Raw genomic sequence first — 15,970 nt, 5'->3', positions numbered from 1 at the left:
CTACTGATCTACTGGACGGTTAACGTTCCTTTATCCCTGTCCATAAGCACGAACTTGCTCTTGGTGCTGCTGCCATCTGGACGTTTGAAGGTCAGTTGACTTGTCGCCCCTTTTTCCAGCAGGGATTTAATCATCGTGATCGATATCGTCTTCCCTTGCTGCTCCTTCCAGATAACAAAGGTACAGCCATCCCGGAACGCGCTGCAGCCAAAACCACGTTTACCTTCAATGATATGACCATGGCAGCCGGCTCTTGGACAAGCTGCTATCGGTTCTCGTGTCGATGATGGACTTGCTGCGCTTTGCTTGCTGGAGGAAGCTGCTGCTGTCCGTGTACCAGATGATGAAGACCTAGACGAGGATGAGGCAGAAGCTGCTGTAGAACGTTCTCTACTGCCGCTGGCTGCCTTAGTCGTACGGCTGCCTTTCTTCGCACCAGCAGCAGCCGTCCCGCGTTTACCGCCGCTTTCCCGCTCTTCGAACGTACCTGGGGCTGCCGGACGCTGCTGACGCACCTTATCGACGATCATAGCAGCAAATTGCTTCACTTTCATTATAAATTGATCATCAGATGCTTCACCACGTGAAATTTGATGGAGCCGCTGCTCCCACCGGCCTGTCATCTCCGGTGATGCCAGCAAATCTACGCCCGCTCCTCGGATCAATTCAATCGCAGCGCAGCCTTTTGAGGAAATCTCCAGCTTCTTGCCGGTTAGTCCAACATAACCAACCTGCTTCAAACGCTCGATCGTTGCTGCACGTGTAGCAGGCGTCCCTAAGCCGGTATCCTTCATCGCTTCACGAAGCTCGTCATCTTCCATCGACTTGCCCGCACTTTCCATCGCTTTAAGCAAAGTCCCCTCAGTATAGGCTTTCGGCGGCTGAGTTGTTTTCTCGAGCGCTTCCGACTTCACACAGCGTACACCTTGGCTCGGCTCAATAGAGAATGGCCTATCCATTAGCAGTTCTTCTTCATCAGCCTCAGCTTCGTCCTTCTCGCTGCCTTTACGCTTGCTTGTCTTCTTCGCCGTTTGTGCTTGATCCTGCTGAACAACCTTCCAGCCAATATCCAGCAATTCCTTCGCTTTCGTACGGAAGGTTTCGCCTTCTACTTCTGTTAATACCGTATGGTTCTTATAAACTGCCGGCGGGTAATATTGCGACAAGAAACGTCTAACAATCATGTCATAGATGTTCTGCTCTTCCGGGTTAAGTCCCGAAGGCCGTTTTGGCGTTGGCATAATCGCATGGTGATCCTCGACCTTTGCCGGATTACACACGGCCTTATTGCCTTTATGCACCCGGCTGCGGTCTGCACCATTCGCAAGCTCCCTGTACGTATCGTTGCCTTGCAGCATCGAAAGCACCTTCTGCATAACAGGCAAATTTTCTTCCGTCACGTAGTTGGAGTTCGTACGCGGATAAGTGATTGCTTTATGCTTCTCGTACAAAGCCTGCGCAATATCAAGCGTCTTTTTCGCCGAATAACCATAACGGCCATTGGCTTCCCGCTGCAGTAGCGTAAGATCATGAAGACGGAACGGATACTCTTTGCTCTCCGCTGTCTGATAATCTTTAATGATGCCAGGCTTGCCTTGAGTCTTGGCTGCTAATGCCTCCGCCTTTGCTTTATCTGTTAACCGATCACCCTGCCATATACCGGAGTAACCAAATCCACTCTGATCGAAGGAAGCTTTCACCACATAATACATATCTGACTGGAAAGCAGCAATCTCCTTATGGCGGTCATACAGCAGCGCAAGTACAGGTGTCTGTACTCGGCCAACAGACAGCAGAGCTTTATGACGGATTGTAAACGCACGCGAAGCATTCATCCCAATCAGCCAATCTGCCTCACTGCGCGCCCGTGCTGCCCTCGTCAGTGGTGCGTACTCTTCATCACTTCGAAGGGTATCAAACCCCTTCCGAATCGTCTCAGGCGTCAAATCAGAGATCCAGAGACGGTCTGTCGGCTGAGGAAGCTTCAAATATTGTCTAATCAGATGAAAAATAAGCTGTCCCTCTCGCCCAGCATCGCAGGCATTAACGAGACGGCCGCATCGCTTCGCAAGCTCACCGATCGTCTTTAATTGATCCTTTGTCCGGGCATTTGGCCACAGCTTGAATGTTTGCGGGATGATTGGCAAGTCCTGATCATTCCACTTTTTATAGCGGGCATCATATTGGTCAGGCTCCGCTAAAGTAACCAGATGACCGATCGCCCATGTAATAATAAAACGGTCACCTTCCAAGTACGTCCGCTTATTAGATGCCTTTGGTTCAACAACCGCAGCTATCGTCCGTCCCATATCCGGCTTTTCCGCAATAATTAATGTCTTCAACAAATCGCCTCTCTAACTCTAGCTTGTTCGTTCCACTTTGCTTTTCATCGTTGCAAAAATTTTACTCACGCCATCGGCCCAATGCTGATCCTCTGCATATTTGCGGTTGATCCATGCAATCGGGTCCTTGCCCTCCGGCCGATTCCTGCTCCATTTCAAGACAGTCTCTGAAGCGATCCGTGCTGAGTCTCGAATGGTCGTATTGTAGTCTTTCCAGCTATAAAAAACATTGAACGGATTATTGGCGATCTTCTTCGCCTGTTTATTCGACTTCGGCACAAAAGCCTGCTCCTGACCGGTAATCGCGAATAAAAAGAGGGGATGTATATCAAATGTTCTAGCGGCATCAATAATGGCATCCAAATAAGGCTGCTCAGCTAATAACGAATCTCTGCTGTTTAAAAAATCAACAAGACTGACCTTGTCCACATCTGCATAACGAAGCTCTTCCGGTAATTCGTTATTCTTTACCACCGGCTTGGCTTTTTCGAAGGATTGCAAATTTACAGGTGGCTGGAGCTTGTTAGGAGATGGTTTCAATAATGACCACCCATATAGCAGGGATGCACAAACCAGTAATAAAGATAAAAGAAGATAAGTCAAGGTTTGCTTCGACTTATACGGCTTAACAAACTTCCTGCCAACATTCTGTACAGGCAGAGGAACTACCTCTGCCAACTCAGCAACCGGCGGATTCATCTTCACCTCTATAAGATGCTCAGACCTCATCCATTCCTTCAACTGCTCCCATGCGCCTTGTATGGCAGGCTGTCGATGCTGCACCAGCTTGTCCAATTGAATATGAAACAAGTCCCAAGTCAGCTCGGCACCAGTCTGCTCCTCTACCCATTGATGAAGCGGCGTAACTACTTTGGCATCCGTCATATCAAGGGATAAGCAAGCTTCAAAGATATCATCCGCTCGGACCGGCATTTGCTTCTCCAACACGGTTGTCCGAATCAGTCTCGCTGTAACCTCATGTTTAATCGCTTCCTCGAAGGAAGGAAGCTGCTTATGGATAATGCGGCTGACAGCATCTGCTACAATCTCTGCCCGCTTATCTTGCGGCATAGCCGCATATTTATGCTGAACGTATTGTCTGATTTTGCGTACATCGGTCGGGGTTAACACAAAAGCTTCTGCTTGATCGGCCGGCATGACGAATTCTCCCCTTTACGTCATCTCAAACCGATTTTACCACAAGTTTCCTTACAACGGGGAGGATAGATTTCTAATACGCTGCTGGATTTCATCACTCTCGATAAAGGTACGAATTTGTTCTTTTTCGAAAGTCGTAAATTGATACTCGCAATCGATATCTTCATCCTGAGGGACGATTTGCGCGATTGCGCCACCTAACGTACAAATAACTAGTCCGCTAAAATCAATTAGATCTTCGGGAATAGGTGTCTCATCCGTTACCACGAATCGAAGGGTAATATCAACCCACTGATGGTCTCTCCGCTCTATCTCAGCCTTAAACGTTTCGAAACGCAGTTCTGTTACACGATCTAATCCATATTTAATCATCAACTGTCCTCCTAAAAAAGAATGGTTAGCCATTCTTGCTTCGTAAGCAAATGCTTATATCCGTAATCGACAAGAAAAGCGCCCGTAGGCGCTTCCTGTTAAAGATAGTTATCGTCATTAACTTCCTGCTTAAGGCAGCATCGACGATCCCATCAAATATTTATCCACTTCGCGAGCTGCCTCGCGTCCTTCGTTGATTGCCCATACAACAAGGCTTTGTCCGCGGCGCATATCGCCTGCTGCGAATACTTTATCAACGTTTGTTTTGTATTTGCCGTAAGTTGCTTTCACATTCGTACGACGGTCTTGCTCAAGACCAAACGAATCGATCAGCGAGCTGTCTGGACCTTCAAAGCCTACCGCGATAAAGACAAGATCAGCCGGCCATACTTTTTCTGTGCCTGGGATGTCTTTATAAATTCTGCGGCCAGTTTCTTCATCAACTGTACGCTCGATTTGTACCGTGTGCAGCTCTTTCAGGTTGCCATTCTCGTCGCCAACAAATTTCTTCGTCAGTACGGAGAATGCACGAGGATCTTCACCGTAAAGGGCTTTTGCTTCCTCTTGTGCATAATCAAGCGTGTAAACATTAGGGAATTGCGGCCAAGGGTTGTTCACGATATCACGTTCCAGTGGTGCTTTCGCAACCGTACCAAATTGTGTAACCGATTTACATCCGTGACGCAGTGCCGTTGCCACGCAGTCTGTACCAGTGTCGCCGCCGCCGATAACGATAACATCTTTATCTTTAGCCGAGATGTAGTTGCCATCTTCGAGGTTCGAATCCAGGTAGCTCTTAATGGTTCCATTCAGATAATCCATCGCAAGGTGGATACCGTTCAAGCTGCGGCCTTCCATCTCAACGTCGCGAGCTTTCGTTGCGCCGCCGCACATAATGACAGCGTCGAATTCCTTCAGAAGCTCGTCTCTTGAAATATCTTTGCCGATCTCAGTACTTGTTACGAACTCAATTCCTTCTTCTCTCATGATGTTCACGCGGCGATCTACAACATGCTTCTCAAGCTTCATTGTAGGAATACCGTAAGTGAGAAGTCCGCCTAAGCGGTCAGCACGTTCGTATACAGTTACTTTATGGCCTGCTTTGTTCAATTGAGCTGCTGCTGCAAGACCTGCAGGACCAGAGCCAACTACGGCTACTTTTTTACCTGTGCGGACTTTAGGAGGTTGAGCAACAACCCATCCTTCTGCAAAGCCGCGCTCGATAATCTCATTTTCGATCGTCTTGATTGTTACCGGATCACCGATCAGGCCAACTGTACAAGATCCTTCACAAGGAGCAGGACAAACACGGCCAGTAAATTCTGGAAAGTTATTCGTTTTGTGCAAACGGTCAAGTGCTTCACGCCACAATCCCCGATAAATCAAGTTATTCCATTCTGGAATCAAGTTATTAACCGGGCAGCCGGATGCCGAGCCTGCAAGTTCCATGCCAGTATGGCAATAAGGAGTTCCGCAATCCATACAGCGAGCGCCTTGCGTACGCAGCTGCTCATCCGACAAATGTTTATGAAATTCATTCCAATCCTTAATCCGCTCAAGCGGATCACGATCGGCCGGCAATTCACGTTGATACTGCATAAAACCTGTAGGTGTAGACATGTGCGAATTTCCTCCATCCAATATTCCCGAAAAGCTATATATTATTCTCTTAAAACTATATCGGGTATCTTTAAATATTTCAACAAAAAACTTCATTAAACACGCGAATATTATATTAAAAAAGCCTATCATTGTTGTCTTCTGTCGTTAATGGATTATCCGCACAATCATTTGCACTTTATGACATATCGTTCGTCATTTCTTTATTTTTGCTTCCTTACGACTTTTGACGAGTAAAAGTTTGGAAGGTAAAAGAAAAGGCGTTCCGTTCGTCTCGTTCAACTTGCTCAGCATCTACCCGCTCCCACTCATCGGATGAGAACTCGGGAAAGAAAGCGTCTCCGCCTTCAATTTCGGTATCAACTTCCGTGAGCAGCAGTTTGTTCGCATAGGGGAGAAACTGTTTATAAATATCCGCACCGCCTATAACCATCAATTCGCCTTCCCCATAGCGGTCAATCGCTTCCTGCACCGAATGAACGACTTCACAGCCTTCTTTGGCGTATTCCGATTGTCTGGAAATAACGACATTGACGCGGTCTTTCAGCGGTTTCGGCAGCGATTCAAAGGTTTTACGACCCATAACGACCGTTTTGCCTGTTGTATGACGGGTAAAGAACGCCATCTCAGCAGGTAAGCGCCAAGGCAGCTTATTCCCGATTCCGATCGTACGGCTGCGATCCATGGCTGCAATCATCGTAATCGACATAATGCGACCCTGCTTTCTTATACGGCTACAGGAGCCTTAATGGTTGGATGTGGCTGGTAGTTCTCAATCGTGATATCTTCTACCTCAACGTCGAAGATCGATTTCACATCTGGATTGATCGCAAGGACTGGCAGGTCACGCATGTCCCGCTGTAATTGAATATCAATTTGATCCAAGTGATTCATATAAATATGAGCATCCCCAAGCGTATGAATAAACTCTCCTGCTTCCAGCCCGCATTCCTGCGCCACCAAATGAGTAAGCAAGGCATAGCTGGCAATGTTAAATGGTATACCGAGGAAAATATCTCCACTGCGCTGATAAAGCTGACAGCTTAACTTACCGTTGATAACATAGAACTGGAACATCGTATGACATGGAGGCAGCGCCATCGAAGGTACATCTTCCGGATTCCATGCCGATACAATTAATCGTCTCGAGTCAGGGTTCTTCTTGATCGTTGCGATTACATCTTTAAGCTGATCAATCGTTTCCCCTTGCGTCGTACGCCACTCCCGCCACTGCTTGCCATATACATTGCCAAGTTCACCGTATTTGGCTGCAAACTCATCGTCTGTCAGCACAAGCTGGATAAACTTCTCCATCTGCTCTTTGTAAAGGCCATTAAAACTATCATCCGTCTGTGAGCGTAAGCCGAAATTGGTCATATCAGGACCATTGTAATCGGTGCTCTCCACCCACCTCTTGAACGCCCATTCATCCCAAATGTGATTGTTATGCTGCAGAAGATATCGAATGTTCGTATCCCCTTTTATAAACCATAGCAATTCACTTACGATTAATTTAAAAGGCACACGCTTTGTCGTCAAAAGCGGAAAACCTTTATTCAAGTCAAAACGCATCTGATAGCCAAAGGTCGAGATCGTTCCCGTACCGGTACGATCCTCTTTCTTCACACCATTAGCTAATACATAACGCAGTAATTCCAAATATTCGACTTCTGTCGATTGAACAGTCACGGTTTCTTTCAACTCCTTGAATTTCGATCTACAAGGGAACAAAACTATTTAACTATTTTAACATTTTCGCCGCGTGTTGTCTTTCCCGTTTTCTCTTCATTCGTAATTCATATCGTTCGGGAGCCGTTGCAAATAAATGGATTTCTCCTTCTGACTCCGGATACACCTTCGGCACCTTGGTTGGCCTGCCCTTATCATTCAAGGCTACAAAGGTGAAAAAAGCTGTTACCGTCGTCGTTCGCTGTGCCGTATACAAATTCTCGGATTGGACGGTAACACATACTTCCATTGAGCTGTCATTCGTCCAACTAACGAATGCTTCCACCTCAATGACTTCGCCAACTTTAATCGGAGCGACAAAATCGATACTGTCCGTCGAAGCTGTAACAACCTGCATTCGAGCATGGCGCATCGCTGCAATAGCGGCTGCTTTATCCATATACTCCATTACTTTGCCGCCAAACATCGTCTCATGATGATTCGTATCCAGCGGGAAAATGATCTGCGTCATTACCGTTCTGGATGCACTAGCCGGCTTTTCCATAAACAACCGCTCCTTACGCTATGTACAGTTATAATATGCAAAAAGAGGCCCGCATGCTGTTCAAGCTGCGGGGCCTCTTCGATTAAATATCAACTAGAGGAGCTATTATTTAGCTACTGTGTGGATCGGGTGTCCAAGCGCTACTTCCGCTGCGTCAAGAACGATCTCGCCCAGTGTAGGATGCGCATGGATAGTCAGAGCGATATCTTCGAGTGTAGCACCCATTTCGATTGCAAGAGCAAGCTCAGCAATCATGTTGGAAGCTTCAAGACCGATGATTTGTGCGCCCAGAACAAGACCAGTCTCAGCATCGGAAACGAGTTTCACGAAGCCTTCAGTCGCGTTAAGCGACATTGCACGGCCGTTGATTGCAAATGGGAATTTGCCCACTTTTGTTTTGTAGCCTTTGTCTTTTGCTTCTTTCTCGGAAAGACCAACTGCTGCACATTCCGGATCGGAGAAGCATACTGCAGGCACACATTTGTAATCGATAACGCTTGGCAGACCAGAGATTGCTTCTGCTGCAATGCGGCCTTCGTACATTGCTTTGTGAGCAAGTGCAGGACCAGCGATGATGTCGCCGATTGCATAGATATGCGGGTTACTTGTACGGCATTGTGCGTCAACTTCAACCAGACCACGCTCGCCAACTTTAACGTTAGCCAGTTCAAGACCAAGGTCTCCGTCTGTGTTAGGACGACGTCCAACTGTAACGAGCAGGTAGTCTGCTGTTACTTTCTCTTCTTTGTCGCCAACTTTATAAGTCAGTGTAACGTCTTTATCTGTTTGCTCAGCGCCTTGAGCCATTGCGCCAGTAACGATATCAACGTTAGTGCCTTTAAGTTTCTTAGCAACGATCGAACCCATATCTTTATCGAAGCCTGGCAGAATTGCGTCGCCGCCTTCGATGATTGTTACTTTTGTACCGAATTTGGAGTACATTTGACCAAGCTCGATACCGATGTAGCCGCCACCGATAACGATGATGCTTTTCGGAATCTCAGGCAGGGACAATGCACCAGTCGACGAAACGATACGGCCGCTGAACGGGAATGCTTTCAGCTCGATTGGACGGGAACCAGTTGCGATAATGCAGTTTTTGAAACGGTAGCGCGGTGCTTCTTGATCGTTGAAGACACGTGCTTCGTTCTCGTTAATGAACATAACTTCACCGTTGAAATATTGCACTTTGTTCGCTTTCAGAAGCGATGCAACACCGCCGGTAAGTTTTTTAACGATACCGTTCTTGAACTCCTGTACTTTGTTCCATTCCACCTTCACGTCGCCAGCAGTAATGCCGAACGCCGATGCATGGCTGATGGATTCATATTGATGTGATGCCGAGATAAGCGCTTTGGAAGGAATACAGCCAACGTTCAAACAAACGCCGCCCACATTTTCTTTCTCAACAACCAGAACGTTTTGACCAAGTTGTGCTGCGCGGATTGCGGCAACATAACCGCCAGGACCTGCACCGATGACTAGAGTATCAATATCTAAAGACGGATCTCCTACTACCATTGTAGTTACACCTCCATGATGAATAATTCTGGTTGACCCAGAAGTTGTTTAATGTAGTTCATAAAGTTTTGAGCTGTTGCGCCGTCGATGAGACGGTGGTCGAAGCTCAGCGACAGTGCCATTACAGGTGCTGCCACGATTTCGCCGTTGCGAACAACCGGTTTCTCAGAGATACGGCCAGTACCCAGGATTGCAACTTCAGGGAAGTTGATTACTGGTGTAAAGAACATACCGCCAGCGGAACCGATGTTGGAGATTGTGATTGTGCTGCCTTTAAGCTCAGCAGCGGACAATTTGCCTTCGCGGCCTTTAACAGCCAGGTCACGGATTTTGTCTGCAACCATGAAGATATTTTTACGGTCAGCGTCCTCGATAACAGGAACGATCAAGCCGTTGTCTGTATCTGTCGCGATACCGATGTTGTAGAACTTCTTGTAGACGATTTCTTGACTAGCTTCGTCAAGCGTAGCGTTCATGATTGGGAACTGGCGGCATGCCGCAACAAGTGCCTTCACGATGAATGGCAGGTAAGTCAGCTTGGAACCTTTTTTCTCTGCGTATGGTTTGTATTTCGTACGAAGAGCAACCAGTTCTGTAACATCCACTTCGTCCATGATTGTAACGTGTGGAGCAGTATATACCGATTTAACCATCGCGTTAGCGATCGCTTTACGGATACCTTTGAATGGTACGCGCTCTTCTGGACGGTATGCGTCAGTTGCCGCTGCTGCAGGTTTAGCTGCTGCAGGTACATCAGATGCTTGTGCTGCTGCTTCAGCTGCTGGAGCTTCAATCACTGCCGGAGCTGCTGCTCCGCCGTTAGTTACATCTTCACGCGTGATACGGCCGTTTTTGCCAGTGCCGGCAACCGTCGTCAGATCAACGCCTTGTTCACGGGCAAATTTACGAACGCTAGGTGTAGCCAGTACTTGGCCGCCTGTTGCTTTCGGTGCTTCTGCTGGTACAGCAGGAGCTGCAGTTGGTGCCGCTGCTTGAGCAGCTGGTGCTGCAGGAGCCGCTGCCGCTGGAGCTGGAGCTTCAGTTGCTGCAGGAGTATCTTGCTCAGGAATATCGCCTTCTGCATCAATAATCGCTACAACTTCGCCGACATGGCATACTTGGCCGTCCTTCATGCGTACTTCCGTAACAACACCATTTACAGGACAAGGAACTTCTACAACTGCCTTATCGTTCTGTACTTCCATGATGATATCGTCATCCGTTACTTTGTCGCCGACTTTAATATGCACTTTTACGATTTCGCCTTCGTGCAAGCCTTCGCCAAGCTCTGGAAATTTGTATTCAAATTTCGCCACTGTTGTATCCTCCTAAAAAGAATTGTCGCACAACAGGCTTGTTAAAGCCGGTTGTGATAATTCTTACCTCGTAAGCATGTGCTTAAAGAATTGCCGTGCTCTTTGCGGTGATTCTTACCTCGTAAGCATTCACATCTATTGTCGCCTAATGACGACTTTGCCCGCTATTAAGCGGGCAATTTATATCCATCATCCATGAGGATGAATAACATTAAAAGTTCAGGACTTTATTAACCGCATCTACGATACGAGCTGGTGTTGGCAGCCAAGTATCTTCGATTTGTGCGAACGGATATACCGTATCCGGACCAGCAACGCGAAGTACAGGAGCTTCCAAGTGCAGGATCGCTTTTTCGTTGATTTGAGCAATAACTTCTGCTGCTACGCCGGAAGTTTTTTGTGCTTCTTGAACAACGATTGCGCGGTTTGTTTTTTTGATCGAAGCAACGATAGTGTCGATATCGAGCGGCACCAAGGAGCGAAGGTCAATAACTTCCGCTTTAATACCGTTTTTCTCAAGCTCGTCCGCTGCTTTCACAGCTGTGTGAACCATCATGCCGTAAGCAATGATTGTTACGTCCGAACCTTCACGAACTACGTTTGCTTTACCGATCTCAACTGTGTACTCGCCTTCTGGTACTTCAGCACGGAAAGCACGGTACAAGTTCAGGTGCTCCATGAAGAATACAGGGTCATTATCGCGGATTGCAGCGATCATAAGACCTTTTGCATCGTACGGGTTGGATGGAATAACAACTTTGATACCTGGTGTTTGAACTGCAAGACCTTCCAGGGAGTCCGTGTGAAGTTCTGCTGCTTTAACGCCGCCGCCAAATGGCGTACGGAATACGATTGGCGAGTTGTAACGGCCTCCGGAACGGTAACGCATACGCGCCGCTTGAATAAACATTTGGTCCATTGCTTCATAGATGAAACCAACGAACTGAATTTCAGCAACTGGACGGAAACCTTGGATACCCATACCAACTGCCAAACCGCCGATAGCGGACTCAGCTAGTGGCGTATCGAATACGCGCTCCTCGCCGAATTCTTCTTGCAAACCTTCTGTTACGCGGAATACACCGCCGACTTTACCAACGTCCTCACCGAAGATAAGTACGTTCTCATCACGTTTAAGCTCCACACGCATAGCGTCGCGGATTGCTTCCAACATATTCATTTGAGCCATGATCGTCAGATCCTCCTTCATTTTTGCTCGTGCAAAATCCCATCGTCAGGCAAGGGTATTATTGAAAATCAGCCTTTTGCTCTTCGAGATGCTGAGGCGTTTTTTCGAACATAGAATCAATCAAGCCGCCAACTGTCATTTTCTCAGTTGCTTCTGCTTTCTTGATGTTCTCGTTAACAGCCGCTTTCGCTTCTTCTTTCACGCGAGCTGTATCTTCTTCTGTCCAAAGGCCTTTCTTCTCCAAGAACTTGCCGAAACGAATAAGAGGATCCTTAAGGCCCCATTCCGCTTCTTCATCTTTCGTACGGTATTTCGTCGCATCATCAGACAGGGAGTGCGGACGGAAACGGTAAGTCAACATCTCGATCAATGTTGCACCTTCACCGTTACGGCCGCGTTCAGCCGCTTCAGATACTGCTTTAATAACAGCAAGAACGTCCATACCGTCAATTTGAACACCTTTAATACCGGCAGCAACCGATTTATGAGCAACAGACAAAGCTGCTGTTTGTTTCTCATACGGCGTTGTGATGGCATAACGGTTGTTTTGTACGACATAAATAACTGGAAGCTTGAATACTCCAGCAAAGTTCATAGATTCGTAGAAGTCGCCTTCAGAGGAACCGCCATCACCTGTATAAGTAATCGCTACACGTTTCTCGCCGCGTTTCTTGAATGCCATTGCTACGCCTGCTGCATGAAGCACTTGTGCGCCGATAATGATTTGTGGCATAAGCACATGTACATCAGCTGGAATTTGGCCGCCATGTTGATGACCACGGGAATAAAGGAAGGCTTGATACATAGGAAGACCATGCCATACAAGCTGCGGGATATCCCGGTAGCCTGGGCAAATGAAATCATCTTTATTAATCGCATATTCGCTGCCGATCATCGAAGCTTCTTGTCCAGATACCGGAGCATAGAAGCCTAGACGGCCTTGGCGGCCAAGGTTAACGGCACGCTCATCCCAAGTGCGCGTAAATACCATGCGGTACATTAATTCTTTTAATTGGTCGTCAGTCAGATCCGGCATATATTCCGGGTTAACTACGTCGCCGTCGAGCGACAACACGGATAATGGTTTTACAGGTTCCGTTTGAACTTCATATGGCAGTTTGTTAAGCACTTTGCTCATTTTGAACGCTCACCTCGATCATTAATATTTGAAAATCGGAGCTCTCTGTTATAGAATCATAATACACCTGTTTACCAAAGATGGTCAAAGAAAAAAACAAAAAAACCGTTGTTTTTTCGCTAATCTGGCCGATTTCACCAATGAATTGTATATGTAACAGATTTGTTTTTTCTGTATAACAGCATAATACAATCAGGGTTCAAAACCAGATGATGACTGGGTACGGGCAGATTCTCATTACCTTACTATTGTTTACCCACAAGCTAACCATTCCATTCAGGGGGATTCACATATGACTGATCAACGTTACCTAAAACGCACCGTGGTGAAAGAAATTGTAAAAAGCAGCTACTTACCAGAAGGCGAACGCAGTTTGCGTATCTATTTACCGCCAGGTTATAACGAAGTGCTCAGCTATCCTGTCGTCTATTGCCAAGATGGTGAAGACTTCTTCAACTTTGGGCGGATTGCAACAACGGCGAACCGCATTATTCTCGATGAGGGCATAGAACCATTCATTATAGTTGGCGTTGATGTCGACAAGACGTATAGAACAGCTGAATATTCGCCTGATGGCAACCGACATGAAGCGTATGTCCGTTTCTTCGGCGAAGAACTTATTCCTTTTATAGAAGGTAAATATCCGGTCCGCACTTCACCTGAGCATCGCTTGCTTGCTGGCGACTCCCTCGGCGGGACAATCTCTTTCCACCTCGCTTTGACGTATCCTGAGCTGTTCACTCGCATATTGTCGCTATCCGGTGCTTATTATGACCGTTCTCGTGAAATTATGGAAGCTCAAAAGGACCTATCTTGGTTAGAGATGTATATGATCGCCGGCTTTGGGGAGACAGCCTATGATACCGGTCACGGTATCTTCGACTTCCTCGACATCAACCGTACGGCCCGCTCCATCCTTGAAGAAAGAGGGGCTACGCTGACTTATTTTGAAAAAGACGGCGGGCATCAATGGGGCTTCTGGCAAAAGGAACTGCCTGATGGCTTGATGCATTTTATCGAAGTGGAATAACGTAAGAATGAGGGTGTACCATCATACATGATGAGACACCCCTTTTTTTTGCCATAAAGCGTGAAAAAGCTCGGACAGGTATTTACCCGACCGAGCTTTTTTACGATTAAATTCAATTACTTCATTTTACTTTAGGTCATTAACGATTCGTTCTAGAAGCTTCTCGCTTCCTTCGACGACTAGTTCATAGACATAGTCGAAATTGCCTGTATAATACGGGTCTGGAACGTCGTCTTCGGCATGTTGTGGGAGCATGTCCATAAACTTAATGATTTTTGCTGAATCTGCTGCGCTTCCGATAATACGACGAACATCGGCCTCATTCTTCGTATCCATGCAGATGATGTAATCAAAACCTTCATCTTTGGCTGTAAATTGTCTTGCTTTCATGCCCGTATAAGAAATGCCGTGAAGGTCGAGCTGCTTGCGGGTTCCTTCATGAGGCGGTTTGCCGATATGCCAATCACCTGTACCAGCAGAATCAATCTCGATCACATCCACAAGACCAGCTTTCTCCACCAGACTGCGGAATACGGCTTCTGCCATCGGCGAGCGGCAAATGTTGCCTAGACAAACGAACACTACGCGTACTTTTCTCATATGATGCCTCCTCCCTTCTGTTTAAGCGACCTACGAGGCAGTCTCCATTTGTAGTATACCGACAGCATTCTGAACACGATAACAATAACGAACAAGACCAAGAGTTCAAACGTTGTATGGAACCAGCCTTCGCCTACTGCTAGGCCTGCGAGCATCGCCCATACCGCATAAATCTCATCCTTGAGCACAAGTGGCTTCCGACCTGCCAATACATCGCGAATGATGCCTCCTCCGATACCTGTTAACATAGCCGCAACGAGTACAGCACTGATCGGGTGATTCATCTCGGTCGCATACAAAGCGCCTTGAATCGCAAATGCTGACAATCCGATAGCATCAAAGAATGACTCGCTTTTCCTCCACTTGTGAATCCATGATACTGGCAGCAGAAAAGCTACCGTCATGGCGATCACAGCGATTTCCAGCAAGTTACCTTGATTCCATAAGGTCGTAACCGGCCGGCCAATCAGCAAGTTTCTTATAACACCGCCGCCAAACGCTGTCACAAGACCTAGCACGAATACCCCCAAAATATCGTATTCTTCCTCCATAGCAACGATCGCACCGCTGACTGCAAATGCGACCGTTCCAATAATACTGAAAACGCCAAAGATGTCCAAGCTCCCTACTCCTCCGCTTCCATGATGACCGCCCAGCCGCGTACTCTAACGCGATCCTGTCGGTACTGTCCTTCATCATTTTAGCCGCGCTTATTCGGTTTGACAATTGTTTTACACATAACTTTCGCATTATACTGGCTTCAACACCTGAAGTTCGAAAGGAAGAGTAAGAATGAATAATCGCATCATCATCTGTACTGGCGGTCAATTGGGTAGCTGGACGCTTCCATTGATCCACTCCGGAGATACATTAATTGGCGCAGACCGCGGCGCTTTATTCCTCGTGCAGCATGGATTTACGCCGGATCTGGCGCTTGGCGACTTCGATTCGGTTACTCCAGAGCAATTTGAGCTTATCCGGTCAAACAGTCGGGAGACGCTTGCCTATGATCCGATCGATAAGGATTATACCGATACAGAACTTGCATTCCGCCATGCTCTGGACCAGTCCCCTTCTGAGGTTGTTATGCTCGGAGCGCTGGGGAGCCGATTCGATCATTCCCTTGCGAATGTGCATCTGCTCAAGCTGGCATTGGAAAAAGGGATTAAAGCATCTATTACTGACGAGCATAATACGATTACCTTAGCTGAGACTGGAACAACTGAATTTCAACAAAGTGATTACAGCCATATTTCACTGCTACCCTTATCTGAACAGGTTACCGGTATTACACTCCATGGGTTCGCCTATCCGCTGCATGAGGCAACGCTGCAGATCGGTCAGTCCTTGGGGATCAGCAATATACTTGCAGATCCCGTTGGTACCTTAACCGTCCATACTGGTATCCTGCTCGTTATTCAGAGCAAAGACTAACTTGTAATACAGAAGCT

At 47.1% G+C, this 15,970-nt stretch carries 15 protein-coding genes; 2 read left to right on the top strand and 13 right to left on the bottom strand.

Annotated features, from left to right (window positions below; genetic code table 11):
* Positions 1–8: 8 nt before the first annotated feature.
* The 11 genes from AC0YNT_RS06755 to pdhA all read right to left on the bottom strand — a co-directional run bounded on the left by AC0YNT_RS06755 (position 9) and on the right by pdhA (position 12,889).
* Positions 9–2,342 (bottom strand): type IA DNA topoisomerase, encoded by a 2,334-nt coding sequence (locus AC0YNT_RS06755; protein WP_475803864.1) that lies wholly within the window; start codon positions 2,340–2,342, stop codon positions 9–11.
* An 18-nt stretch (positions 2,343–2,360) separates the two neighbouring features.
* Positions 2,361–3,500 carry a hypothetical protein gene (locus AC0YNT_RS06750; protein WP_475803863.1) on the bottom strand — a complete coding sequence of 380 codons (1,140 nt, stop codon included), beginning with the start codon at positions 3,498–3,500 and terminating at the stop codon, positions 2,361–2,363.
* A 51-nt stretch (positions 3,501–3,551) separates the two neighbouring features.
* Positions 3,552–3,872 carry a hypothetical protein gene (locus tag AC0YNT_RS06745; protein WP_475803862.1) on the bottom strand — a complete coding sequence of 107 codons (321 nt, stop codon included), beginning with the start codon at positions 3,870–3,872 and terminating at the stop codon, positions 3,552–3,554.
* A gap of 129 nt (positions 3,873–4,001) precedes the next feature.
* Entirely contained in the window at positions 4,002–5,492 is a 1,491-nt protein-coding gene (locus AC0YNT_RS06740) for a glutamate synthase subunit beta (RefSeq protein ID WP_475803861.1), read from the bottom strand.
* 217 nt (positions 5,493–5,709) lie between these two features.
* The gene (locus AC0YNT_RS06735) at positions 5,710–6,201 is read right to left on the bottom strand and encodes a dihydrofolate reductase (protein ID WP_475803860.1); all 492 of its coding nucleotides are present in this window, start codon (positions 6,199–6,201) and stop codon (positions 5,710–5,712) included.
* 17 nt (positions 6,202–6,218) lie between these two features.
* Positions 6,219–7,181 (bottom strand): thymidylate synthase, encoded by a 963-nt coding sequence (locus AC0YNT_RS06730; protein ID WP_475803859.1) that lies wholly within the window; start codon positions 7,179–7,181, stop codon positions 6,219–6,221.
* Positions 7,182–7,233: 52 nt separating this feature from the next.
* A complete protein-coding gene (locus AC0YNT_RS06725) occupies positions 7,234–7,725 on the bottom strand; it encodes an acyl-CoA thioesterase (RefSeq protein WP_167273775.1) in 492 nt (163 codons plus the stop codon).
* Between the two features lie 105 nt (positions 7,726–7,830).
* Positions 7,831–9,246 (bottom strand): dihydrolipoyl dehydrogenase, encoded by a 1,416-nt coding sequence (gene lpdA, locus AC0YNT_RS06720; protein WP_475803858.1) that lies wholly within the window; start codon positions 9,244–9,246, stop codon positions 7,831–7,833.
* A 5-nt stretch (positions 9,247–9,251) separates the two neighbouring features.
* A complete protein-coding gene (locus AC0YNT_RS06715) occupies positions 9,252–10,562 on the bottom strand; it encodes a dihydrolipoamide acetyltransferase family protein (protein WP_475803857.1) in 1,311 nt (436 codons plus the stop codon).
* Between the two features lie 211 nt (positions 10,563–10,773).
* The gene (locus AC0YNT_RS06710; protein WP_441896503.1) at positions 10,774–11,751 is read right to left on the bottom strand and encodes an alpha-ketoacid dehydrogenase subunit beta; all 978 of its coding nucleotides are present in this window, start codon (positions 11,749–11,751) and stop codon (positions 10,774–10,776) included.
* A 58-nt stretch (positions 11,752–11,809) separates the two neighbouring features.
* On the bottom strand, positions 11,810–12,889 hold the full coding sequence (pdhA, locus tag AC0YNT_RS06705; RefSeq protein WP_475803856.1) for a pyruvate dehydrogenase (acetyl-transferring) E1 component subunit alpha: 1,080 nt from the start codon (positions 12,887–12,889) through the stop codon (positions 11,810–11,812).
* Between the two features lie 292 nt (positions 12,890–13,181).
* On the opposite strand from pdhA, the gene AC0YNT_RS06700 reads away from it, so the two are divergent.
* Positions 13,182–13,919: an alpha/beta hydrolase gene (locus tag AC0YNT_RS06700; RefSeq protein WP_475803855.1), complete on the top strand. Its 738-nt coding sequence runs from the start codon at positions 13,182–13,184 to the stop codon at positions 13,917–13,919.
* Between the two features lie 126 nt (positions 13,920–14,045).
* Here AC0YNT_RS06700 and AC0YNT_RS06695 read toward each other — a convergent pair whose 3' ends face one another.
* Together AC0YNT_RS06695 and AC0YNT_RS06690 are read right to left on the bottom strand one after the other, a co-directional pair.
* Positions 14,046–14,519 (bottom strand): low molecular weight protein-tyrosine-phosphatase, encoded by a 474-nt coding sequence (locus tag AC0YNT_RS06695; protein ID WP_475803854.1) that lies wholly within the window; start codon positions 14,517–14,519, stop codon positions 14,046–14,048.
* Positions 14,516–15,139 (bottom strand): trimeric intracellular cation channel family protein, encoded by a 624-nt coding sequence (locus AC0YNT_RS06690; RefSeq protein ID WP_441896511.1) that lies wholly within the window; start codon positions 15,137–15,139, stop codon positions 14,516–14,518. Before AC0YNT_RS06690 ends, AC0YNT_RS06695 begins: the two co-directional genes overlap by 4 nt.
* 172 nt (positions 15,140–15,311) lie before the next feature.
* Here AC0YNT_RS06690 and AC0YNT_RS06685 point away from each other — a divergent pair, with 172 nt between their 5' ends.
* The gene (locus AC0YNT_RS06685) at positions 15,312–15,953 is read left to right on the top strand and encodes a thiamine diphosphokinase (protein ID WP_475803853.1); all 642 of its coding nucleotides are present in this window, start codon (positions 15,312–15,314) and stop codon (positions 15,951–15,953) included.
* The last annotated feature ends 17 nt before the right edge of the window (positions 15,954–15,970 follow it).

This window comes from Paenibacillus sp. J22R56 (assembly GCF_056269375.1).
The sequence above is the reverse complement of the archived record's forward strand: the minus strand, read 5'-3'. Positions and strand labels throughout refer to the sequence as shown.